Here is a 22,847-nt window from a genome sequence, read left to right as displayed (position 1 = left end):
ATTTAATTTTATATTTGTTATTTATATTTGTCTGCTTATTGCCGAAATTCACTCCAGGAAATACAGGAGGTTTAACGACATGATGAATATCGATACCAGAAATAGAAAGATATAAAACTGTTCCTGTTTGAAGAAATCACGAAAGCTGATGCGAGCCTTCCGATGTTCCTCAAGATACATCCTGTACTCATGTATCATAGCATATACGAAGATGATACCTAACATGAGTGCCGCCGTCCCGATGATGATTAGGGCGAGTTCTATCCTTGTCATGGTTTCTAATATTTCTTTCATGGTGCAAATATAGTGTTTTTTTTTCAAAAAAGGTGTCGCATTCCTCTGTATAGGTGTCGCATTCCTATGAATGCGACACCTTTTTTAACGTATTTTTTCATTTCGCGATGCTTTTTCCTGGTATTTATCGAAAAATGGTTAATCCTGCTTTTTATCCTCTGCGGCTACATTTTCAGCCATTTTCTCCCGCCATTCGGCAGGAGTACAGCCTTCCTTTAACTTGAAAATGCGGTACAGATAGGTGCGGGCAGAGAAGTCACAAAACGTACCTCGGCAAGCCAGAGGCGGAAGGTGGAGTTTAGAAATGAAGTGAAGTAGCGTGCCAACTCGTTCTTGGAAATATCCAGCGAGCGCGACAGGATAACCATGATTCAATATGGTATCCCCCGCCGGCGCACCAGTCTTCCAGCTTCTTTCACTTCTCTTTCCGGAGTCTTTCAGAAAGCTTCGAATGTAAAGTCTTTTCCTTGTCAGTATATTCAAGTAACTTGCGAAACTTTAGTCACCATATAACCAAGGGTCTATACGCCACCTTTTCATCGTGACATATAGACCCTTGCTGTTTCCCGTAATCAGATATATACTGTTAACCTAATTATGTTTTAATGACGAGAGAATAGTTTTTTTACTGCAACAGTAATTCTTTTGGCTAAATCATCACAATCAGAACAACTGTTCTTATTAATCAGAATATACAAAGACTCATTTTCTATTGCATAATGCTTGAATAATCTTTCAGATACCACAGACGTAGTGAATTTCTTATATACACGAAATCGTCTTGTCGCCATTCCTAATTCATCATTTTCATCTTCTGCACCAACAAAGAAGAATGAGGCTTTGCTATCTCTTTTCAATACATCAAGCATAATATGGAACAATGTATAGAAAATGATTCTTGGCTCAAAAGTGTTAGTACGAAGACTAAATTTCAATTTACTATTCATATTGGCCTTATCAAAGAACTTCACGCAATAAGCATGTTCCTGATAACGCTCAACTCTTACAATATAAGAATGATGAGATTTAGCTGACTTGAATCTATACTGCAAAGTTTCAATCAGCCATTCATCTGCACTATCCCTGTCTATCATTTGAAAGACGAAGGGATAACCTTCACTTTCTTCCATATTAATTTCAAATTAACTGTTTGTAGACAGGGATGCGGATTTTGTCTAATTGTTCTGTTGTCAGAGCCTTGACATCATCGTTAACAGTAAAATACACTGTAGGATATCGGTACTTACCATTAGGCATAAGTACCTTCGTTACCTGCTTGATAATCTCAACTCCATCAAGCGTAACTATCTTAGTCTCTGTTTTATCTACTATCTTTCCCATAAGCAGAATTTTTGTTATTTGATTTATTGATAATGCAAACAGGCACAATGAAAATTTGTTCTCAAATTACCGAGTGCAGCATTTCTGCTGCAAAGATACACTGTTTATTTGTAACTACCAAATTATTCGTGAAGAAAACAACATAAAACACATAAATTCCGACTCTGTCAGCATCCGTATCATATCCCCAAAGGGTTGTAAACGGCATTGTTACCGCCTGCATGCCATCCGCCATATCATAAATACAGAATAGCGGAGATGTAGATTACGAAAATCTCCATATAATCAAGGGTCTATACGCCACCTTTTCTTCGTGGCATTTAGCTCATTTAACATTCAACATTCAACACTCAACATTCTCTAACTTTTTCATAAACTTTTCACTGAAATCTCTTGCGGGTTTGAAAATAAAACCGTAACTTTGCGGCATGGATTTTTAATACAGATGATTATGAAACAGGTAGAAGAAAGATACATCAGCTTGCTGACCGACTTCGGCTTCAAGCGAATTTTTGGAACAGCAATGAACAAGGATTTGCTCATTTGCTTCCTCAACAGCTTGTTTAATGGCAGACAGGTTGTGAAGGACGTGTCGTATCTGAACCCGGAGCACGTGGGAGATGGCTATACCGACCGCAAAGACATCTTCGATGTATATTGTGAGGGCGAAAACGGCGAGAAGTTCATCGTTGAAATGCAGAATGCTTATCAGGCGTATTTCAAGGACCGCTCCCTCTTCTACTCAACCTTCCCTATCCGTGAACAGGCACCCAAGGGGAACGACTGGGATTTCAAGATCAATCATGTCTATACTGTTGCGCTGCTCAATTTCAACATGTATGAGGATGCCTTCGACAAGGAGAAAACCCGCCATCATGTACAATTGTGCAATACCGCTACCCACAAGATTTCCTACGACAAGCAGGAGTTTATCTATGTAGTACTAGCTAAATTCAATAAGACACTAGGAGAATTGGAAACGCTCTACGAGAAGTGGCTTTATGCGCTGAAGAACCTCTATAAACTTACCCAACGCCCAAAGGAGTTGTGCGACAAGGTTTTCGACCGCCTCTTCGAAGAAGCCGAAATAGCCAAGTTTACTCCGCAGGAAATGAGGGAGTATGAAGCAAGTAAGATGGCATATCGGAATATCAAGAACTGCATTGATACGGCGAAGCAAGAAGGTCTTGCGGAGGGTATAGAACTGGGGAGGAAAATATGTATGGAGAAAGGTATGGAGAAAGGTAGAGCTGAAGGCAAGCATGAGGCCAACACAGAAATAGCACAACGTTTGCTGGCAATGGGACTTTCTGCCGAACAGGTTTCCAAAGCTACCCAGCTACCTTTGGAAATCATTAAGAATCTGAGCAATTCATAAAAAATATAATAGCGGAGATATTGATGACAAATATCACCATAATAAATCCCAGAACCGCATGGAAGAGCGATTCTGGGATTTTTGATACCATTTGTTTAATATTTATATTATATAGATTAATTCGTTACTGAAGTTTCGCATGTAAGCCCCATACGCCCTGAAAGGGCAGAAGCCCCTAGCCCAGGGCATCGCCCTGGGTAATTACGGACGCAAACCTGTCGCCCTGTAAGGGCAAAAGCTTTAAAACTCCAGACAAAATATAAAGCTTTTGCCCTTACAGGGCGCCTTGCTGATTGCCATTATACCCAGGGCGATGCCCTGGGAGGGCACTGAAAAAGTCCCTTCATGGGTTATGTTAGTTTAACATTCGATCTTTGAAATAGTGTACCCAAAAGTTGCATATGTGCAATATTTTTTGTATCTTTGTAGAAAAATACAAGGATTATGCTAGAGCAACAACAGACCATATCATTCAGTGATTATTCAAGTTTGTATGACTTGATTATCCCAAAAGACAACCTGCTCCGCCAGATTACTGACCTGGTGGACTTTCGTTTCGTATACCAGGAATTGCAGGACAAGTATTGTCATGACAATGGTCGTACAGCAGAGAGTCCTATCCGTATGTTTAAGTATCTTCTTTTAAAGGTAATCTATGACATATCGGATGTTGATGTTGTTGAACGTACTCGCTATGATATGTCGTTTAAGTACTTCTTGGGATTAACTCCTGAGGAGACTAATCTGATTAATCCTAGTTCCTTGACCAAATTCCGTCGACTTCGTCTGAAGGATATGGACCTGTTGGATCTTCTTATCAAGAAGACTGTTTCTATTGCTATAGAAGCAGGTGTCCTCAAGTCTAGAACCATCATTGTTGATGCAACCCATACGCATTCTCGTTCCAACCCTATCAGTGCAGCAAAGAGTTTGGAGTATTATTGCAAGGCCGTAATCAAGGTCGTTAATTCTGTGGATGACAGCATGGAATTGCCTGAGCTTCCAAAAGAAAAGAAGTATTCTTCTATCATGACTGCAGCCAAAACGATAGTTGCTACGGTGGAAGCTGATGCTGCAACTGCCAATATGCCTGCAGTCAAGGAGCGTCTCAATATGCTGAAAGAAACCATTTCAGACGCAGAGACCCGAGGCGTAATATCAAAAGATGCAGATGCCCGTACAGGACATAAAACAGCGCATTCTTCATTCTTTGGCTATAAGACGCATATAGCTATGAGCGATGAGAGAATTATCACCGCAGCTACCGTCACCTCCGGCGAGAAGGGTGATGGACAGCAATTGCCAGAATTGATAAAAAAGACAGAGGAAGCAGGAATGGAAGTTGATTCCATAGTAGCAGATAAGGCATATTCCAGCAAGGAGAATCTCAAAATGGCAAAGGAAAACAATATGCGCCTCTCTGCTCGTTTAAGCTCTGTAATTGACGGTAATCGAACAAACAAACTCCCTTTTGAATACAACAAGGATGCAGATCTGTACGTCTGCCCAGCAGGGCATCTGGCGAAATGGAAAGAGATGAATTATCGCAAAAATGACAAGCGTCACAGAAACTCCAGCATTACCTATTATTTTGATGTGGACAAATGCAAGGTCTGTCCATTACGTGAAGGTTGCTACAAGGAAGGAGCCAAGACAAAAACATATGCGGTTACCATCAAATCGGATGAACAGTTGGAGCAAATCGAATATCAAAAAACAGAAGAGTTTATAAATCTTCAGAGGAAACGATACAAGATAGAAGCCAAAAACTCCGAACTTAAGAATGTCTTAGGATATGACAGAGCCCTGTCATACGGTTTGTCGTGCATGGAAATGCAGGGAGCTTTGACTATTTTCGCTGCAAATGTGAAGAGAATCATCAAATTGATGCAAAATGCATAAGGGGGGAAGTAGATTTCTCTATATATTGCCGAATTAAACGCCAGAAACGCTATAGAAAGCTGTTTGAGACTATATTCCTGTCCAAAAAAGTATTTCACTTTTAAAAGATGAAATGCGTCTTGGACAAGAATTAAAGTTCAAAAACAAGCTATGCAACTTAAAATTGGGTACCTTTTTCAGTGCCCTCCCAGGGCTAGGAGCTTCTGCCCTTTCAGGGCGTGCTGCTTCTGGAGCTTTTGGACCTTCAGCCCGTACTTAAACCACATGCGAAAGTTCACGACTCTAATAATTCATTCCGAAGTACCAGAGAGGGATGATGATTCCATGCCCCGTCTCTATATCGTCTTTTACGATACGTCCGTTTTTTACATCCTCTATCTGCTTTTTACCTTTCTTCCTTCCGCCAATCTCAAAGGTATAATCACCAATGGTAAAGTCGGAAACCCTGGAGGAAGTAACGTCTTGTTTTTCTCTCATCTGATTGTAGAAGAAAGTTTCCCTTATGTTTCCTATGTTGGGATTAGAGGTGAGTACTGACATCAGACTTGGGTTATCTACATAAACTTTTTCCACCTTTCCCAGATTGCGCATACCCGAAGTATCATCTCTGAGCAGACCTATCATTCCTGCACGCTCCAGATAGACGAGATAATCAGGCACATTGTTCTTGCTTACCCCGATTTCCGTGGCGAGGTTATCTACGCTTGGCTTGTAGGGAGCCAACCCGGAAAGAATGACGAGCATACGCTTCAGCTTGCGTGCTGTTGAAGCTTTCATATCAGCATATTGCGGAATGTCAACTTCTATCGTCTGGTCTATCACCTGCAGCATTCTTTGCGTAAAATCTCCCTCTATGGCAAATGGGTAATAGCCATGGTCGAGGTACGCTCTGAAAACAGGCAATGGATGGTCCAACCCCGGAATCTCTACCTGGTGATTGAGTATTTCGTCGAGACTGAAAACTCTGGTCTTGATGCCTTCAAAAAGTTGCAGGTATTCCCTAAACGACAAGCCTTGCATCATATACATCAGCGCCCGACGACTCAGATCAGCTTCGCCCTTCTTGATATCCAAGACCGATGAACCGGTAAAGATAAGGTTCAGGGATGGGTGCATGTCGTAAATTTGCTTCAGTTCTCTGCTCCAACCGGCATACTTGTGAATTTCATCTATATAAAGATGTGTACCACCCTCCTTGATAAACTCGTCAGCAAAGTCAATCAAGGAATGATTTGAAAAATAGATATTGTCGGCAGACACATACAGGTGATGGCCTTCCTTAGACAGCTTGATGCGCTGAAGTATCATGGTGGATTTTCCAACACCTCGCGGACCAACGATACCTACTAATCGTCCATTCCAGTTGATTTCATCATATTTATATCTGATGAAATCAAGCGGAGTACGTTTCAATAACTCCGCCATGTATTCATAAAGTTTATTGTCTATCATATCTTGCTCTTTTAGATGAATATCATTTAAAACTGCAGCAAAGATACAAAAAATCCCTCAATGAGGGACGGATTCTTTCGAAAAGTTCCCTCATTGAGGGATGAATTTAATCATTTTTATCCCTCATTGGGGGATTTTTACACATTGTATTACCAAATGAGTTCGTGCCAAACTTGGCAAAAAACGCAAGTTTGGCACGAACTCAACTTATAGTTTCAGGAGTTTGGCAAACTCCCAGACTACAATACCGGCTGTTACGCTGACATTCAGGGAATGCTTGGTACCGAACTGGGGAATCTCCAGACAGCCATCGCTCATATCCACGATGTTCTGCTTGACTCCCTTCACCTCGTTACCGAAGATGACGGCGTATCCTTTGGAGAGGGATGGGTGAGCCTCAGGCAGGTTCTGGAGCTTGGTGGAGCCTTCTACCTGCTCGATGCTATATACAAAGTAGCCTTTCTGCTTCAACTTCTCTACCGCCTCTTCGGTAGTCTTGAAGTATTCCCAATCCACGCTGTCTTCGCCACCCAATGCCGTCTTATGAATCTCGACATTGGGAGGGGTGGCGGTGATTCCGCAGAGATACACCGCCTCTACACGGAAGGCATCGCAGGAACGGAAAACACTTCCTACATTATATAATGAACGCACATCATCCAGGACCACTATCAGGGGCAGCTTCTCAGCTTCCTTGAATTCCTCCAGGGTGAGGCGGTTCATCTCTATCGTTCTTAATTTGCGCATTATAATATACCTTATTATATATAATATAATCAGAGGCGGTTAAGCCTCTGCCTCCTTGGTCTTGTAGGCAAGGGCGTACATGCGAATCTGCTTGATCATCGCCAGAAGACCATTGCTGCGGGTTGGACTCAAATGGTCTTTCAGACCAATTTTCTCTACGAAATAGAGGTCGGCATCCATAATCTCGGTTGGGGTATGACCGCTCAACACACGGATGAGGAGGGCGATGATACCCTTTACGATGAGCGCATCGCTATCGGCAGTGAATACGAGCTTGCCATCTACATAATCGCATTGCAACCATACGCGGCTCTGGCAGCCGTCGATAAGGTTCTGCTCGTTCTTGTATTTCTCATCGAGAGGAGCCAACTCGTTGCCCAAGTCAATGAGCATCTGATACTTGTCCATCCAGTCGGTGAAATCCTGGAACTCCTCTACTACTTCATCCTGCAATTCATTAATTGTTGCCATTATTTTATTTCTTTAATTTCGTTTACTGTAATCAACTTATAGAGCTTGTCGTTAGGGCGTACCTTATCTGGTACAGGGATGGAAACTCTCCAGCCCTGCTGCGCTGTCTCTACCGGTTTCAGGTCGTAGCGGATTTCATCGGCATGGAGATACATCACACCGGTGGTGTTACCCGTAATCAGCAGTTTCTCGCCCTTGTCGAAGGTAGATGCCTCTACGGCTACTTCTGCCACACCCAACTTAGAGAAATATTTCATCACCTTGCCCACTAGCACCTTCTTCTCGGTAGCTACGGAACCGTAATGCTTGTTCCATTCACCGAGAGTCTGCCCCTGGTAATAGCCGTCCCAGAAACCACGGTTGAAGACGGTGGCGAGTTTCTCATCCCACTCATCCTTCTTCTCCTCGGTAAAGGTTCCGTCGAGCACGGCAGCTATCGCCTCCTTATAACATTTCACTACGGTATATACGTATTCAGGACCACGGGCACGGCCTTCTATCTTGAAGACGCGCACACCGGCATCCATCATGCGGTCGATGAAGCGGATGGTTTTCAGGTCCTTCGGACTCATCACATACTTGTTGTCGATTTCAAGCTGGTTGCCAGTTTCGTTATCTGTAACAGTATAGCTGCGGCGGCAGATCTGCACACACTCGCCACGGTTGGCAGAGCGGTTGGCATTGGCGAGACTCATGTAGCACTTGCCCGATACAGCCATGCACAGAGCACCATGACAGAACATTTCGATGCGGATTTGCTTGCCCATAGGTCCGCAGATGTTCTGCTGCTCTATCTGCTCATGGATGTGCTTCACCTGGTCCATGTTCAATTCACGTGCCAGTACGGAAACATCTGCAAAGCGTGCATAAAACTTCAAAGCCTCTGTGTTTGAGATATTTAACTGTGTGGATAAGTGAACCTCCTCGCCCACTTCATTGCAATAGCTCATTACAGCCACATCGCTGGCGATGACAGCAGAGATGCCTGCCTCCTTGGCAGCATCGATGATTTCCTTCATCGTTGGGATGTCGTTATCGTAGATGACTGTATTGACGGTGAGATAGGTCTTGATACCATGCTCATTGCAGGTGGCAGCAATCTCTCGCAAATCATCGATAGTAAAATGGTTGGCTGAATGGGAACGCATGTTCAACTTGCCGATACCAAAGTATACGGAGTCGGCACCAGCCTGTATGGCAGCAGCCAGTGACTCGCGTGAGCCCACTGGTGCCATCACTTCAAATTCGTTTATCTTTGTATTCATGAATGCAATTATCTTTTTTCGGGTACAAAGTTACACCAAAATGAAGACAAAACACAGAAAAATGGAGAAAAAATGACAGAAATTCGATTATATTGACAAATCAATCACGATTATTTGTCTATATTTGCCTATAAATAAGAATATATCCCTAGGATATACTTCTTTTTATATGAATCCTATCCAGTCTTACGGCTGGTATTATCAATTAAAGTGAAAGCAGATGAAGAATGTTTTTACCTCAGGAATGATTCTGTTCCTGGCAATGACCACAATGGTTAGTTGCACACAAGAAAACGTGATGCTTGAAACAACACCACAAGTCAAGAACCAAGAAGTAAGATTCTGCTTCTTCGAAAAATCCATTGTGCCTATCGGTCAGGATGAAGAGAGCAATCTTGCCAGAACGAGAGCCGACGGGAGCGAGAAATCGCTCAAGGATGCAAAACTCTACACAGATCTGCAAGTATGTCTCATTCCGAAAGGAGATGAAACTACTGCCGGCTATACCGTAAGACAGGAAAACTGGGATGACAAATTCGGAAATGTCAGCCTGCAGGTGCCGGCAGGAGAATACACGCTCGTTGCCGTAGCAGCAAAAACAGATTTGCAGCAGGAAAAACGAATCGAAGTAAAATCAAGGTATGAAATGACCTTTGCCAACAATATTGTACGCGATATGGCGTATACCCTGCAGGATATCAAGGTGGAATCGGGCAGCAAAGCCGTAACACAGAATGTTTCGCTGAAACGTGCCGTCAGCTGTTTTGAACTGCGTGCTACCGACATCATGCCCCTGACTACCAAGACTCAGGAAATCACGATAAGCGGAAGCTGCGGCACGGTGTTCAATCCTTCTACCGGATTCTGCAAAGAAAAGGCTACCATCACCCGAAACTTTTCTTTAGAAGCCAAAGAACACCAGGAAAGAATCATTTACTATACACTCTACACCCTTCTGACCGACAAAGATGTAACCGACATCCATATAACAGCTACGGCAAAAGACAAGGAAGAAAAGATTATCAAGACCATCAGCTTTGACAACGTACACCTGGTTATCGGAAAGAAGACTACCTATACCGGTCCGATTTTTACCTACCCTGCCAACAGTATGTCGTTCACAGTCAACCAGCCGGAGATTCCAGCATCAGGCTATGACAAGAAATTTTAATAACCCATGGCGTTTTAAGAAAGATTAATGCCACAGATTAAAATCTTTTTTGTATTTTTGCGGCATGGAAAGAAAGAACATTATAACCATAGGACTCGCTCTGCTTGTATTCGCCGGTTGCGGATACAGACAGCAGCGAGCCGGTATCCCAGAGACAGATGGAGGCGAGGATTATCTTCCGGAGCATATCCACCTGATCAGTACTACGCCCGTCAAGGACCAGGGCAACAGCGAACTCTGCTGGGCATACGGCATGCTTGCCACCATCGAAAGCGAGCACATCATGAAGGGGGATTCCGTGAATCTCTCCATCGCCTACATAGCCCGCATGATGCTGGAAGAACAGGCACTGGAATATTACTTTGCACAGGGAAAGAAGAACATCAGCCTGCGCGGTACTGCTCCGATGCTGATACATTATATAGATAAGTATGGTGCACAACCTTACGACAGCTATGAAGATCCGAAGCACGTGAACTACAAGGTGCTCTGCCGCAAGGTGCAGAAACTGTGCGATGGCGCCATCTCGCAGAAAGCGGGCATCAGCCAGCTCAAAGAGGAACTGAACGACCTGTTTGACGCAGAAATAGGCTACATGCCTGCCAAGGCCGTACACATGCTGGGTGCCGAATATACCCCTCAAGAGTTTGCCCACAGCGTATGCTATCCCGAGGAGTATGTATCGCTCACCAGTTTCTCGCATCATCCTTACAGAGAATACTTTGCGCTCGAGATTCCCGATAACCGGATGCACGATGCCTATCTGAACCTTCCGCTCGACGAGCTGATGCTTCACATCAGGAAGGCGGTAGAAAAAGGACACCCGGTATGCTGGGAAGGTGACATCAGCGAACCTGGCTTCAAGGAACCAAGGAAGAACTGTGTAGACATACAGCCGATGGAACGCCCCGTGACCCAGGCATCGCGACAGAAGGAGTTTGAACAGCTTCGCACCACCGATGATCATGTGATGGAAATCATAGGTACCTTCATGAAAGGCAAGCAGAGATTCTACGTCTGCCGCAATTCATGGGGCAAGAACTGGGGCAACAAGGGACTCATCTACCTATCGGAAGACTATCTGCGCCTCAAGACCATCGCCGTGTTCATGAGCGAAGATGCATATATAATGAAGATGCATATATAATAAGGTATAAGCTCCCAAACAGGCTTCAGACATAAGAAATGTGTTAAAATGGTTGACATACATCAAATAGCTGTTAAATAGCACGTGTGTGCGCACACACATAGTTGATTTATATCAAAAAAGAGGCTTTTTTATGTGATTTTCTCTTAAAACATTTGGTGGGTTCGGAAAATCGTCGTACCTTTGCATCGTCAATAAGACAAAAAGGTTATTAGGTTTTTAGGTTAAGATTGTTAGTTGTTTTAGGTTATTAGTTAGTTTAAAGGTAAATTTAAGATTGTTTATTCAGTGAAACGGTATTAGTTAAGGTAAAGAAAAGATTGTTTATTCAAGGACGACAAAAAGTTTAGGTTATTAGGTTTTTAGGTTTAAGATTGTTAGTTGTTTTTTTATTAGGTTTTAGTTTAAAGGTAAATTTAAAGATTGTTTATTCAAGGACAACAGGATAATTCAACAGGTGAGTTGAAGGTAAAAAGATTAAATGTATGGGATAACCAAAGATGACGCCTGAGCAGAATTGCTGCTTCGGGCTTCGTAATGGAAAGGGTAACAAAAAGCCCTTGAGTTATGAGAAATTTGGGAATATCGTATTAGAAGAGCGCAATTTCGAAATCATTCGAAGTTGCGCTCTTTATTTTTTCTGAAAATAACCGCCAAATTATTTTGTTTTACCAACGAAAAGTCGTAATTTTGCAGAAGATATATAAAGATAGGAAATTATGGCAAGACATCCTCTTTGGAACGAAGAATACTGGCTCCTGCTGTTGCAGCTGTACCAGAAGAAGCCCATGGGCGTGAAACCTCTCTATTCGAAAGGGATGGTCGACTTGAGCCTGGAACTGCATATTCCACCTGAGTTTCTGCACGAACAGATGTTCAAACTCAGAATGGTGACTCCGAGAATCAAGCGACTATGGGAGAAGTATGCCGATAAGCCACAGAAACTGAAGCGCGATATACAGCGCATCAGGCAGATGAACGGCTGCGGAAACGCCATACAGTTCTTCGAGGGAGTGGAAGTGAAGGAAACATTCGAGAAAAACTGGGAACCACTGGAAAGTGAACCATCGCTCACCCCCGTGAAACTCATCATCATCCTCGATCTCTACTTCCAGCTCACACCAATCACCATGGTGCCGGAAACACCGGAAATCATCGACCTGGGAAAACTCATCAGGACATCACCGAAGGTCATTGCCGAGGCGATGGGCGTATTCATGTACTGCGACCCCTATCTCAACCGCGAAGACGTGCTGATACACCCGCTGCTAGAAGCATGCAGCGACATCTGGCACCAATACGGAAACGGAAATCCAGACAAGCTTTACCAGCTTGCCAACGAACTAAAAGAATACTTTAAGTAATTATGGCTCAAAAACTCATACAGACACAGGCACAGAAGTTACAGCAACTTCAAAGACTTTCAGCCCAGCAAATGCTGCAGGTGAAACTGTTGGAAATGCCGCTCACGGAACTGGAAGACAGTATCAATGCAGAACTGGACGATAATCCCGCTCTGGAAAGCGAGAACCCAGACGACATGCTCAACGAGAATGTCGCCAATGATGATTCGCCCGCAGATGATGAGTACGGCAACAGCAGCGATGAGGATGCCTACGAGGCTGAATCAGAAAAAGAAGAAAGAAAAGACGAACTGGACCAGGCACTGGAAAGCATCGGAAAAGACGACCAGATGCCTGACTACAATACAGACAGATACAACAACCAGGACAGCGCTGACTACGAAGAAATGGTTTACGGCGACACCACCTCTTTCTATGATAAGCTGAAGGAACAGATGGACATGCAGCCGCTCAGCGACAAGGAGAAGGAAGTAATGGAATATCTCATAGGTTCACTGGATGACGACGGACTGCTCCGCAAGGACCTGGACAGCATCTGCGATGAACTCGCTATCTATCACAACATCGATGTTACGGAAAAAGACATCGAGCACGTGCTCCACATTCTACAGACCTTCGACCCAGCCGGTGTAGGAGGAAGAAGTCTGCAGGAATGCCTCCTGCTGCAGGTTAAGAGACTGCCGAGAGGTGTGCTCCGCAAGACGATGGAAGAGGTGTTTACCGACTATTTTGACGAGTTTACCAAGAAACATTGGGACAAGATCAAGGCAGGACTGGAACTGAACGATACACAGGTAGAAACCCTGCAGGCAGAAATCAGAAAGCTGAACCCGAAACCGGGCGCATCGATGGGCGAAACAGAGGGAAGAAACATGCAGCAGATTACCCCCGACTTCATCATCGACACCAATGACGACGGAACGATTACATTCTCGCTGAACCGTGGCAACATTCCGCAACTGACGGTTTCGCCATCATTCACCGACATGATTGACACCTACAGGAAGCATAAAGACAAGATGAGCCGAAGCGACAAGGAAGCCCTGCTCTACGCCAAGGAAAAGGTGGACAAGGCACAGGGATTCATCGAAGCCATCAAGCAGAGAAGACATACCCTCATCGTCACCATGAAGGCAATTATCGACATACAGCGGCAGTTCTTCCTGGATGGAGACGAGGCTGACCTGAAACCGATGATTCTGAAGGATGTAGCAGAACGCACGGGACTGGACATCAGTACCATCTCGAGAGTGAGCAACGTGAAGTATGCCCAGACTAAATGGGGCACCTTCCCGCTGAAGTTCTTCTTCACAGACAGCTACACCACTGAAGACGGCGAAGAGATGTCTACCCGCAAAATCAAGATTGCCCTGCACGACATCATCGAGAAAGAAGACAAGAAAAAGCCGATCAGCGATGATGCACTTGCCAAACTGCTGAAGGAGAAGGGATTCCCTATCGCACGACGTACGGTGGCAAAATATAGGGAGCAACTGGGCATACCGGTGGCACGACTCAGGAAATAAGATTGTGGTATGAGTCAGGAAGAAACCGGGGCCCACCACAAAATATTTGAGAGATAAAAAGAATATATACGTTATTAGTGTTATGAAAGAGAAGAATATCATATTGACAGCACGCATCATGAGCATGATCTTCACGCCCTTCTATCTGCCGATGGTAGGACTGATTGCTCTGTTCATCTTCAGTTATATGTCGCTGTTACCGATAGGATACAAACTGGTGATGCTGGGCATGGTCTATCTCCTGACCGTCGTAGCTCCATCGCTACTCATCCACCTCTACCGCATGGTTCAAGGCTGGACCTCGCGTGAGCTGGGCAAGAAGGAGCGTCGTATTGTGCCTTACATCCTCTCTATCGTATGTTACTTCGGCTGTTTTTTCTGGATGGAATACCGCAATACGCCTCGCGTCATCAGTATCATCGTAGTGGTAGCGCTGGCGATACAGATGATTTGCGCCTTCATCAATGTATGGTGGAAGATCAGCACCCATACGGCAGCCATCGGAGGTGTGGCAGGAGCTCTGGTGTCTTATTCTGTAGCCTTCAATTTCAATCCGCTGTGGTGGCTCTGCCTTGTGCTGATGATGGCAGGCGCAGTAGGAAGTGCCCGCATGATACTCCGACAACATACGCTGTCACAGGTAGTTGCAGGATTTCTGATAGGCACCGCCTGTGCTATATTAGTAATATAAAGTTTATAATAAAATATAAGAAGAAATGAAACCATTAGTAAGCATTATTATGGGCAGTACAAGCGATCTGCCTGTTATGGAAAAAGCATGTAAGTGGTTGAACGACAACCAGATTCCTTTCGAGGTTAATGCCCTCTCTGCTCACCGCACTCCAGATGCAGTAGAGTCATTCGCCAAGGGAGCCAAGGAGCGTGGCGTGAAGGTTATCATCGCTGCTGCCGGTATGGCTGCCGCCCTTCCTGGTGTTATCGCAGCATCTACTCCTCTGCCAGTAATCGGCGTGCCTATCAAGGGTATGCTCGATGGTCTTGATGCCATGCTCAGCATCATCCAGATGCCTCCTGGCATTCCTGTAGCTACTGTTGGTGTGAATGCGGCTCAGAACGCTGCCATCCTCGCTGCTGAAATGATTGCCCTTGCCGACGAGGAAGTGGCTCAGAAGGTAGAGGCTTGGAAGGCGGGTCTCGGTGCCAAGATCGAGAAGGCCAACAAGGACCTGGCTGAGGTGAAATACGACTTCAAGTGTAATTAATCTAATATGTGATATGCCCCATTCTTTTGGGGCATATCTTATCTTATATATTATGGTAGATTTATTCAATTATACCCGCCGTGCCTCTTCTGTGGCACATATCGGAGCCATCGACCTGGGTGGCGATAATCCTATCCGCATCCAGTCGATGACCACCACCAACACCAATGATACCGAGGCTTGCGTTCAACAAGCTGAGGAAATCATCAAGGCTGGTGGCGAGCTGGTGCGCTTCACCACTCAGGGTTCCCGCGAGGCAGAGAACATGAAAAACATCAATGCCGGCATCCGTGCCGACGGCTATCAGACTCCGCTCGTAGCCGATGTTCATTTCAATCCTAACGTTGCCGACGTGGCTGCTCTCTATTGTGAGAAAGTGCGCGTCAATCCTGGCAACTACGTGGATCCTGCCCGCAAGTTCATCAAGCAGGAATATACCGACGAGGAGTATGCCCACGAACTTCGGAAGATTGAGGATCGCTTCGTACCTTTCCTCAACATCTGCAAGGAGAACCATACTGCCATCCGCATCGGTGTGAACCACGGTTCACTCTCCGACCGCATCCGTAATCGCTACGGCGATACCCCTGAGGGCATCGTAGAGAGCTGTCTCGAGTTCCTGCGCATCTGCAAGAAGGAGAATTTCCACGATGTGGTTATCAGCATCAAGTCATCCAATACCGTTGTGATGGTTCGCTCCATGCGCCTCCTGGTTGAAGAAATGGAGAAGGAAGGCATGAACTACCCACTCCACCTCGGCGTAACCGAAGCCGGCGAAGGCGAAGATGGCAGAATCAAGAGTGCCGTAGGTATCGGTGCCCTCCTGGCTGATGGCATTGGCGATACCGTTCGTGTAAGCCTGAGCGAGGAACCGGCTGCAGAGATTCCTGTGGCACGCCATCTGGTAGATTACATCGGCAAGAAGAAGGGGCATCTGATGATTCCTGCCACAGCTTGTCCTTCATTCGACTGGCTGCGCCCTACCCGCCGCGAAACCGTGGCTGTAGTCAATATCGGCGGCAGCAACGTTCCGGTGGTTATCAGCAACCGAATCAACGGCGAGAGCACCGCTTGTGAGAACAAGGATGCTACTCCAGACTATATCTACATCGGCGGCAAGATGCCTAAGCAGTTTGTGGCTGGCCAGAGCTACATCGTAGATTACAACGTTTACGAGACGCTGAACAGCAAGCCAGAGACGACTGGTGCCAAACTCTACCCTATCTTCCCTGCCATGGCAATGCCGCTCATCGCCAGCATCAAGGCAGACGTCAAGTTCCTCACCCTGCAGTTTGGAACTCCTGCCGAGGAATATATCGCCTGTCTGAAGGCTCATCCTGAGGTGGTGGTTATCTGCGTAAGCAATCATCAGAACCGTCTGGGCGACCAGCGTGCATTGGTTCACGAGATGATGAATGCCGGCTTGAAGAACCCTGTGGTTTTTGCCGAGATGTACCAGCACGGCAAGGAGGAGAAGAGCGACTTCCAGCTGGAGGCTGCTGCTGATATGGGAGCCTTGATGATTGATGGTCTGACCGATGGTATCTGGCTGATGAACAATGGAGACATCCCTGCCCAGACAATAGATGAAACCGCTTTCGGTATTCTCCAGGCAGCCCGTCTGCGCACCAGCAAGACCGAGTATATCAGTTGTCCGGGATGCGGCAGAACCCTCTACGATCTTCGTGAAACCATCGCCAAGATCAAGGAGGCAACCAAGCATCTCAAGGGTCTGAAGATAGGTATCATGGGCTGTATCGTGAATGGTCCAGGCGAAATGGCGGATGCCGATTACGGCTACGTAGGTGCCGGTCCTAACCGAGTAAGCCTCTACCGCAAGCAGGTTTGCGTAGAAAAGAATATTCCGCAGGAGGTGGCAGTAGAGCATCTGCTCGCCCTCATCGACTCGGACAAGCAATAATTATTTAGGCACGGATTACACAGATTACACGACTCTTTATTGGAGATTATGATATGGTTTATTAGCAGTTGCGCCATAAATCCGTGTAATCCGCGTAATCCGTGCCTAATTTATACCCGCTCCTAATCACTCCCCGTTCCTAATCCATAGTGCCTTCAAAAGTTCAGAAATGAATGTTATCTTTAAGTTAATCTCCACCTCTTTATATGGCTCTTTCACAAAAAAAATGTATCTTTGCAACTGTAATCATCAAAAACTGAAAAGATTATGGCAAATACTAAACTGCTCCTGGTAGAGGATGATGAAAACCTCGCCTATATGGAGAAAAGTTGCTTCGAAGATATCATAGGAGGATATGAGGTGAAAACCGCCGTAAACGGCAAGGAAGGACTGAAGGTGTGGCAAGACTTTCAGCCCGATGTTATCGTATCTGATATCGACATGCACATCATGGACGGAATAGAAATGGTGAAGAAAATACGCGAGGTTGACGGAAAAACCATAATTCTGTTTACCACCGGACTCACCTCGCCGAAAGACCTGAAGGCAGGTTATGCCGCCGGGGCCAACAACTATGTGAAGAAGCCGTTTATTCCGGAAGAGCTTGATGCTCATATACATAGCCTGCTCCAACTGAAAGCCGGAGCCCGCAGCGAAAACGCCAGCAACCAGATAAAACTGGGTAAATACATTCTAGATGCCGACCATGCTACTCTGAAAGATACGCAGGATGGTAAACAGAAAATGCTCACCGCACGAGAGGCAAAGATTCTGGAACTGCTGGCAGTAAACAAAAACGAGGTGGTGCGCCGCGAAGCCGTATTGAACCGGTTCTGGGGCGTGGAAGACAAAGACTATTTTGCTTCCAGAAGTTTGGATGTATTCATCAAGAAAATCCGCACAGCGCTGGAAGACGAACCGGGCGTAGAACTGAAAACCATCAGAGGTGTGGGATTCAAACTCATCGCAGAATAGACATCCCCCACCCCCTCATAACATCATACGAGAATCAAATTAGAATAAAGAAAAAAGACAGAAAAGACATCATTATGCTGAAAGCGATATTATACTACATACTGTTTCTGGCAGAATATCTCATCACCATCTTCCTGGGAGGATTCCTGGTGGGACTCTACATGGCAATGAACATGGATTCGGGCTCCCACAGCCAGCAGATAGAAGCTCTGAAGGAATCCGTCTATCCGTTTATAATAGTCATCGGATTTCTGGGCATACTCATCGTATGGTTCACCTTCGGACATTACAAATTCTCCAGGTTCTCGCTTGGAAAGGTGATTCCTGCAGCCAAATGGAAGGCGATGACCATTTGCACCATGCCGATTCTAGGCTTCACCATGGTCTTCTATTCCATCATGAATCTCTTCCATCTCGACTTCCTTCCCAAGCAGATGATGGATATTAGCTATCTCGGCTTCCTGCCTTTTAATATCAACGGATCGTTTATATCTGCCTACATATTCTTCGGCGCCATTCAGGAGGAACTGATCCGCTGCGGCAAGAAGAGTTGGGTGCAGCTGCTCACGCTCTCGATCATGATGCTGCCAGCCAGCATGATGTCGGTAACACCCAGTGGTGATATCAATGTAGATCTGACCGTGCTCGGTTTTATCACCCTCTGCTATTGCAGCTGGATATACGGCAAGACACGCAGCACCATCATTCTCTTCGTGCTTTATTTCGTATCCAATCTGGTTCCCTTCCATTTTGAATCGAAAGTGCTCGGCATATTGCTCCTGATAGCCGGTACGGCATTAACCATAGGCGGATTCGCTGCCCTGAGCAGGAAACTGCCTGAAATGCTTGTGAAAGATGAAAACGAATAGAACCAAAATACTCAGCACCACGGCGCTGATAGCCGTGCTCTGCATGCAGCTGTTCTGGATGTGGAACTCCTTCGAGATGACCGTTCACCAGATGGGGTTTGAAACACCCTGGAACCTGGCACCGGATGTCAGGGCACAGGCCCTGCTCGCAGCCTTTTACGAAAGCAAGTTCACCGTTCTCACCTCTCTCCTCACCACGGTGGTCATCATCCTGAGCCTTATCGACCAAATCAACTATATTGATGAGCAAGAAAGGGTTCGCCTGCTGCGCGAGGATTTCTCCTATGCAATGGTTCACGACATGAAGTCGCCGCTCACCTCCATCATCATGGGAACCAAATATCTGCACAGCGGCGTACTGGAGAAGAAGCCGGAAATAAAGGAGAAATATTTCTGTATCGTAGAAGACGAGGCACAGCATCTGCTGGCTCTCATCAACCGCCTACTTACCATCTCAAAACTGGAACATGGTAAACGGAGTATCCAGAAGGCTGAAATAGATCTGGAGGCGATGATAGAGGATGTGGTGGATAAATACAAGGCGAAATCGGCGAAACCGATTCAAATCACCACCCTATTCGGAGCCACTTCGGCACTGGCAGATGAAGAATATCTGAAGGAGGCTATCAGCAATATAGTAGATAACGCCACCAAATACTCGAAGGAAGAAATCAACATTCAGATTTCCACCTCCGAGAATGACAGAAATGTATATATCAAGATATACGATGAGGGTATCGGCATAGCCAAAAGTGAGTTGAAAACCATCTTCAACCGCTTTGAGCGTGCTGCTGAGCACGAAAGAGACGCCCGGAAGACCCGTGGCGGCTTCGGTATCGGCCTGAACTACGTGCTGCAGGTAATCAATGCCCATGGCGGCAAAGTAAGCGTAAAGAGCGAAAAAGGCAAATGGTCGGAGTTCACCATATCGCTGCCGAAATAATCAGCTTGCACAGCCATATTAATAACAAAGCTCCCGATGCATCATGCACCGAGAGCTTTGTTTTATCTTATTTCACGATTGAAGAAACCGGATTTCTCACACCCTTCATTCCTACGAGGAATGCCTTGGCAGCACCAAACTTGAGGAACATATCCAAACGGATAGGAATATGATTCTCATCATCGGTTACATAGAAATCTACGATTCTCTTATACTTGCGATTCTCATACTCCATATAGGCAAGGCGCAGGCAACGGTACTTCACACCATTATCTGCCTTGATGGTAACCTTACCATCAAACTTTATCTGAGCTGGAGTGCGGTTCTTTCCATCAGCAATAGGGAATTTTACGGTATAACCCTTCTTCCAGTTGGCAGGATCGAAACTGCGGGCACGCAGGAAGATGTTCATCATGTCAAAAACACAATCATCGTAGGTGGCATTCTTCCATACATGCTTACCATCATGCTGCTGACGGTGCTGTTTGAGATGACACCTACCGCCAGAATAGCTGTAGAATACCTCATCTACCGTATAGCGCTTGCCCTCGTGAGCTCCCTTACGGAAATACATAGGCGCCATATCGGTGCCGCTGTAGCAGAGCAGAGTGTCGCGAAGCACAAAGATATCATCTACACGCTTATTGCCTCTTGTAACAAGAGAACCGCGATAAGCAGGCTTACCATGACGGGTGGTTTGGACGATAGACATACTGGCATTACCAGCTTTTACCCAAACAAACTTCCAATTGTAATACAGATTGTAAGTAAGGAACTCACCCGACTTGAAGGCTGTATTACGGAAGGTACACTGGGCAGACACCGTAGTGCTGACCAGAAGTAGCAATAATGCTATCCCGAATGATTTGATCGTTTTCATAACTCTTTATAATTTAGGAATGTACTCGATGCCAAGTTTCTTGGCACGTTGCGCATTCTGGTTCTTAACTTTCTTTTCTTTATCAGGCTTCTGCTTGGTAATGGCACCAGGCTTCTGACGGGAAAGTTCACGGGCCGTAGGATCCCAACTCTCAGTTAAATCCCATTTAGCCTTGCATTCTATCACGTCTGGATAGTAATACACCTCTTCTGCCTGTTCATCCTTATCATAGCAGCCTGTATCCCACTTGCCGTTGCCGTTGCGGTCTACTATCAGACGCATGTAATACTTCTCCGGCTTGAGATAATAGAATTCGGCTACACCGTTCACTGCCTTCACTTCTTTCACCACCTGATCCTGCGCATTGAGTAGCTGAACGAGGAGCGGATGATTGTCGAAATCGTGAGTTACATTAATGAGCAGCGTGCCGTAAGTATCCAGGGAATTGACCTTGAAACCCTGTTTCACAGGTTTAGATACAAGTCCGTAGATGTCCTGGAACGCGGCAGAATCAACCTCCAAACTATATTCTATGTCCGGACGCCACTCGCCTCTCAGAATATACTTGCGGTTGCCCAGCGGCTTAAACTCCATCGGCGCCCTATACCATAGCGTATCATGCTTGGCATAGAGATGAATGCCTGCCGTATCGGCCTTGGCGAGCGGCGTATTGAAGGTGAAGATAACATTCTTATCAGGATCGAGCTGAGAAGAGACACTCATCTGAACATCAAGCGGTTTTACAGCCATCACGCTATCATAAGGTTCACCCTTCTTCTTCAGTTTTTCCTGCTTTTTGGTCCATTTCTCCAGTTCCTTAGCCTGCGCCTTCATACGCTTTTCGTAAGGTTCCTTCGAAAGAATTTCGAGCGTATCAGTCTGGTTGCGGAGCACGCCCGTACTGTCTGTCATACGGTAAGTAAGCTCTATATTCAGCGTATCCTGGTTGACCAGCGCCGTATCCTTGAGCCAATAGGTAAGCGTATCGTTCTTCTCCGATTTTTCCAGAATAAAGGCATCTTTCTCATTAAAATTCAAGCCCTTGATCTGTGGCAGGATAGAATCACCATAACTGTAATAGAGCGAGAAACAGTTGGCCTTCTGACGCTCTGCCTTGAGGAAGAAGCGGTCGGAAACCAGTTCGGTAAAGGCACGGAGTACTACATTATCCGGTAGGAAATGAGTATAATTAACCTGATCTATCGACTTGATATGCAAGGAATCAATCCATGTAGTATCCTGTCGTACATCCGGCTTGCTTGACGGCACGATAATATCATGAGAAAAAGCGAGTTTTTCGCTTTTCTGGCTGAACATATAGTTGCCATCCATATCCTGCAGGGCATAGATGCGGTAAGAGCCCGGAGCCACACCTTTTATGACGAAGCGACCACGGCTGTCGGTACGGCTTACACGCAGCATAGGCTTGGTCTTGAAGGCTGAATCGGCATGATCAGCGTAAAGACCTACCAGAATACCCTTGATAGGCTCCAGATTCTCTGATTCGAGCACATATCCCGACACCTCCATCGTATCGATGACCTCTCCGGTAGAGAAACTGTAGGTATAGTTTCCCATCGGATTGCCCTCGTTATTATCGCTGATGGCATCGGAAAAGTCGATGGTATAGGTAGTATTCGGCTTAAGCGAATCTACCAGAGAAATCTGAATATGCTTGCCCGAAGCCTTGATTTCAGGCACTTCGAGCTGCGGAGGCGAAACAACCACTTTCTCGGTAGGATTATCTACCTTGATATATTCGTCGAAATAGATATTCACCTTCTTCTGCTTCACATTTACGCCCTTATCGGCTGGCGAAGCTCCAATCACCTTAGGAGGAGTTTCGTCGAACCAACCACCATCCGGCTGTCCCATCTTGGCACAGGATGCCAACATGAGGAAAGCTAAGACGTAGAAAGGCAGAAACAGTGAATTTGCCTTCAACTTGCTCTTTATGTCGTTCAATTGAATCATTCTT

22 protein-coding genes are annotated in these 22,847 nt (G+C 45.7%); 12 read left to right on the top strand and 10 right to left on the bottom strand.

The window, feature by feature from the left end; translation table 11 throughout:
• Positions 1-48: 48 nt before the first annotated feature.
• The 4 genes from ONT19_RS12180 to ONT19_RS12165 all read right to left on the bottom strand — a co-directional run bounded on the left by ONT19_RS12180 (position 49) and on the right by ONT19_RS12165 (position 1,635).
• The gene (locus ONT19_RS12180) at positions 49-294 is read right to left on the bottom strand and encodes a hypothetical protein (RefSeq protein ID WP_264952070.1); all 246 of its coding nucleotides are present in this window, start codon (positions 292-294) and stop codon (positions 49-51) included.
• Between the two features lie 215 nt (positions 295-509).
• The gene (locus tag ONT19_RS12175; RefSeq protein WP_264952069.1) at positions 510-662 is read right to left on the bottom strand and encodes a hypothetical protein; all 153 of its coding nucleotides are present in this window, start codon (positions 660-662) and stop codon (positions 510-512) included.
• Between the two features lie 234 nt (positions 663-896).
• Positions 897-1,424, bottom strand: coding sequence for a hypothetical protein (locus ONT19_RS12170; protein ID WP_118117049.1), 528 nt, complete (start codon positions 1,422-1,424; stop codon positions 897-899).
• A gap of 7 nt (positions 1,425-1,431) precedes the next feature.
• Positions 1,432-1,635 (bottom strand): hypothetical protein, encoded by a 204-nt coding sequence (locus tag ONT19_RS12165; RefSeq protein WP_118064236.1) that lies wholly within the window; start codon positions 1,633-1,635, stop codon positions 1,432-1,434.
• A gap of 451 nt (positions 1,636-2,086) precedes the next feature.
• On the opposite strand from ONT19_RS12165, the gene ONT19_RS12160 reads away from it, so the two are divergent.
• Both ONT19_RS12160 and ONT19_RS12155 read left to right on the top strand, forming a co-directional pair.
• Positions 2,087-3,013, top strand: coding sequence for an Rpn family recombination-promoting nuclease/putative transposase (locus ONT19_RS12160; RefSeq protein WP_264952068.1), 927 nt, complete (start codon positions 2,087-2,089; stop codon positions 3,011-3,013).
• A 444-nt stretch (positions 3,014-3,457) separates the two neighbouring features.
• Positions 3,458-4,915 carry an IS1182 family transposase gene (locus ONT19_RS12155; RefSeq protein WP_264952067.1) on the top strand — a complete coding sequence of 486 codons (1,458 nt, stop codon included), beginning with the start codon at positions 3,458-3,460 and terminating at the stop codon, positions 4,913-4,915.
• 282 nt (positions 4,916-5,197) lie between these two features.
• Here the strand turns inward: ONT19_RS12155 and ONT19_RS12150 are convergent, their stop codons facing one another.
• The 4 genes from ONT19_RS12150 to ONT19_RS12135 all read right to left on the bottom strand — a co-directional run bounded on the left by ONT19_RS12150 (position 5,198) and on the right by ONT19_RS12135 (position 8,850).
• Positions 5,198-6,367, bottom strand: coding sequence for an ATP-binding protein (locus ONT19_RS12150; RefSeq protein WP_264952066.1), 1,170 nt, complete (start codon positions 6,365-6,367; stop codon positions 5,198-5,200).
• 207 nt (positions 6,368-6,574) lie between these two features.
• Entirely contained in the window at positions 6,575-7,114 is a 540-nt protein-coding gene (locus tag ONT19_RS12145; RefSeq protein ID WP_022120523.1) for an RNA methyltransferase, read from the bottom strand.
• Between the two features lie 39 nt (positions 7,115-7,153).
• Entirely contained in the window at positions 7,154-7,585 is a 432-nt protein-coding gene (locus tag ONT19_RS12140) for a SufE family protein (RefSeq protein ID WP_006848257.1), read from the bottom strand.
• Positions 7,585-8,850 (bottom strand): peptidase U32 family protein, encoded by a 1,266-nt coding sequence (locus ONT19_RS12135; protein WP_006848256.1) that lies wholly within the window; start codon positions 8,848-8,850, stop codon positions 7,585-7,587. Before ONT19_RS12135 ends, ONT19_RS12140 begins: the two co-directional genes overlap by 1 nt.
• A 220-nt stretch (positions 8,851-9,070) precedes the next feature.
• On the opposite strand from ONT19_RS12135, the gene ONT19_RS12130 reads away from it, so the two are divergent.
• The 10 genes from ONT19_RS12130 (at position 9,071) to ONT19_RS12085 (ending at position 19,989) form a co-directional block, all read left to right on the top strand.
• Positions 9,071-10,021: a FimB/Mfa2 family fimbrial subunit gene (locus ONT19_RS12130; RefSeq protein WP_264952065.1), complete on the top strand. Its 951-nt coding sequence runs from the start codon at positions 9,071-9,073 to the stop codon at positions 10,019-10,021.
• A gap of 64 nt (positions 10,022-10,085) precedes the next feature.
• Positions 10,086-11,168, top strand: coding sequence for a C1 family peptidase (locus ONT19_RS12125; protein ID WP_264952064.1), 1,083 nt, complete (start codon positions 10,086-10,088; stop codon positions 11,166-11,168).
• A 719-nt stretch (positions 11,169-11,887) separates the two neighbouring features.
• Positions 11,888-12,532 (top strand): hypothetical protein, encoded by a 645-nt coding sequence (locus tag ONT19_RS12120; protein ID WP_119229500.1) that lies wholly within the window; start codon positions 11,888-11,890, stop codon positions 12,530-12,532.
• Between the two features lie 2 nt (positions 12,533-12,534).
• Positions 12,535-14,058 (top strand): RNA polymerase factor sigma-54, encoded by a 1,524-nt coding sequence (gene rpoN / locus ONT19_RS12115; protein ID WP_118190457.1) that lies wholly within the window; start codon positions 12,535-12,537, stop codon positions 14,056-14,058.
• Between the two features lie 82 nt (positions 14,059-14,140).
• The gene (locus tag ONT19_RS12110) at positions 14,141-14,749 is read left to right on the top strand and encodes a phosphatase PAP2 family protein (RefSeq protein ID WP_006848251.1); all 609 of its coding nucleotides are present in this window, start codon (positions 14,141-14,143) and stop codon (positions 14,747-14,749) included.
• A gap of 25 nt (positions 14,750-14,774) precedes the next feature.
• On the top strand, positions 14,775-15,281 hold the full coding sequence (gene purE, locus ONT19_RS12105) for a 5-(carboxyamino)imidazole ribonucleotide mutase (protein ID WP_006848250.1): 507 nt from the start codon (positions 14,775-14,777) through the stop codon (positions 15,279-15,281).
• Positions 15,282-15,333: 52 nt separating this feature from the next.
• Entirely contained in the window at positions 15,334-17,202 is a 1,869-nt protein-coding gene (locus ONT19_RS12100; RefSeq protein WP_264952063.1) for a 4-hydroxy-3-methylbut-2-en-1-yl diphosphate synthase, read from the top strand.
• A 267-nt stretch (positions 17,203-17,469) separates the two neighbouring features.
• The gene (locus tag ONT19_RS12095; protein WP_264952062.1) at positions 17,470-18,177 is read left to right on the top strand and encodes a response regulator transcription factor; all 708 of its coding nucleotides are present in this window, start codon (positions 17,470-17,472) and stop codon (positions 18,175-18,177) included.
• Between the two features lie 74 nt (positions 18,178-18,251).
• The gene (locus ONT19_RS12090) at positions 18,252-19,046 is read left to right on the top strand and encodes a hypothetical protein (protein ID WP_264952061.1); all 795 of its coding nucleotides are present in this window, start codon (positions 18,252-18,254) and stop codon (positions 19,044-19,046) included.
• A complete protein-coding gene (locus tag ONT19_RS12085) occupies positions 19,033-19,989 on the top strand; it encodes a sensor histidine kinase (protein WP_264952060.1) in 957 nt (318 codons plus the stop codon). The genes ONT19_RS12090 and ONT19_RS12085 overlap by 14 nt, the downstream gene beginning before the upstream one ends.
• Positions 19,990-20,056: 67 nt before the next feature.
• Here the strand turns inward: ONT19_RS12085 and ONT19_RS12080 are convergent, their stop codons facing one another.
• Positions 20,057-20,869 carry a DUF3108 domain-containing protein gene (locus ONT19_RS12080; RefSeq protein ID WP_022120510.1) on the bottom strand — a complete coding sequence of 271 codons (813 nt, stop codon included), beginning with the start codon at positions 20,867-20,869 and terminating at the stop codon, positions 20,057-20,059.
• Positions 20,870-20,875: 6 nt separating this feature from the next.
• Positions 20,876-22,843 carry an Ig-like domain-containing domain gene (locus ONT19_RS12075; protein ID WP_118254461.1) on the bottom strand — a complete coding sequence of 656 codons (1,968 nt, stop codon included), beginning with the start codon at positions 22,841-22,843 and terminating at the stop codon, positions 20,876-20,878.
• Positions 22,844-22,847 lie beyond the last annotated feature (4 nt).

It is taken from the genome of Segatella copri, from assembly GCF_026015625.1.
Taxonomy (GTDB): domain Bacteria; phylum Bacteroidota; class Bacteroidia; order Bacteroidales; family Bacteroidaceae; genus Prevotella; species Prevotella copri_H.
Note: the sequence above shows the minus strand (reverse complement) of the source record. Positions and strands in the feature narration are given on the sequence as shown.

Coding starts and splice junctions, on each gene's coding strand:
- ONT19_RS12095 (WP_264952062.1), top strand. CDS start 17,470: ATGGCAAATACTAAACTGCTCCTGGTAGAGGATGATGAAAACCTCGCC.
- ONT19_RS12085 (WP_264952060.1), top strand. CDS start 19,033: ATGAAAACGAATAGAACCAAAATACTCAGCACCACGGCGCTGATAGCC.
- ONT19_RS12170 (WP_118117049.1), bottom strand. CDS start 1,424: ATGGAAGAAAGTGAAGGTTATCCCTTCGTCTTTCAAATGATAGACAGG.
- ONT19_RS12145 (WP_022120523.1), bottom strand. CDS start 7,114: ATGCGCAAATTAAGAACGATAGAGATGAACCGCCTCACCCTGGAGGAA.
- ONT19_RS12160 (WP_264952068.1), top strand. CDS start 2,087: ATGAAACAGGTAGAAGAAAGATACATCAGCTTGCTGACCGACTTCGGC.
- ONT19_RS12180 (WP_264952070.1), bottom strand. CDS start 294: ATGAAAGAAATATTAGAAACCATGACAAGGATAGAACTCGCCCTAATC.
- ONT19_RS12080 (WP_022120510.1), bottom strand. CDS start 20,869: ATGAAAACGATCAAATCATTCGGGATAGCATTATTGCTACTTCTGGTC.
- ONT19_RS12155 (WP_264952067.1), top strand. CDS start 3,458: ATGCTAGAGCAACAACAGACCATATCATTCAGTGATTATTCAAGTTTG.
- ONT19_RS12150 (WP_264952066.1), bottom strand. CDS start 6,367: ATGATAGACAATAAACTTTATGAATACATGGCGGAGTTATTGAAACGT.
- ONT19_RS12120 (WP_119229500.1), top strand. CDS start 11,888: ATGGCAAGACATCCTCTTTGGAACGAAGAATACTGGCTCCTGCTGTTG.
- ONT19_RS12090 (WP_264952061.1), top strand. CDS start 18,252: ATGCTGAAAGCGATATTATACTACATACTGTTTCTGGCAGAATATCTC.
- purE (WP_006848250.1), top strand. CDS start 14,775: ATGAAACCATTAGTAAGCATTATTATGGGCAGTACAAGCGATCTGCCT.
- ONT19_RS12100 (WP_264952063.1), top strand. CDS start 15,334: ATGGTAGATTTATTCAATTATACCCGCCGTGCCTCTTCTGTGGCACAT.
- ONT19_RS12125 (WP_264952064.1), top strand. CDS start 10,086: ATGGAAAGAAAGAACATTATAACCATAGGACTCGCTCTGCTTGTATTC.
- ONT19_RS12175 (WP_264952069.1), bottom strand. CDS start 662: ATGGTTATCCTGTCGCGCTCGCTGGATATTTCCAAGAACGAGTTGGCA.
- ONT19_RS12140 (WP_006848257.1), bottom strand. CDS start 7,585: ATGGCAACAATTAATGAATTGCAGGATGAAGTAGTAGAGGAGTTCCAG.
- ONT19_RS12075 (WP_118254461.1), bottom strand. CDS start 22,843: ATGATTCAATTGAACGACATAAAGAGCAAGTTGAAGGCAAATTCACTG.
- rpoN (WP_118190457.1), top strand. CDS start 12,535: ATGGCTCAAAAACTCATACAGACACAGGCACAGAAGTTACAGCAACTT.
- ONT19_RS12165 (WP_118064236.1), bottom strand. CDS start 1,635: ATGGGAAAGATAGTAGATAAAACAGAGACTAAGATAGTTACGCTTGAT.
- ONT19_RS12135 (WP_006848256.1), bottom strand. CDS start 8,850: ATGAATACAAAGATAAACGAATTTGAAGTGATGGCACCAGTGGGCTCA.
- ONT19_RS12110 (WP_006848251.1), top strand. CDS start 14,141: ATGAAAGAGAAGAATATCATATTGACAGCACGCATCATGAGCATGATC.
- ONT19_RS12130 (WP_264952065.1), top strand. CDS start 9,071: ATGAAGAATGTTTTTACCTCAGGAATGATTCTGTTCCTGGCAATGACC.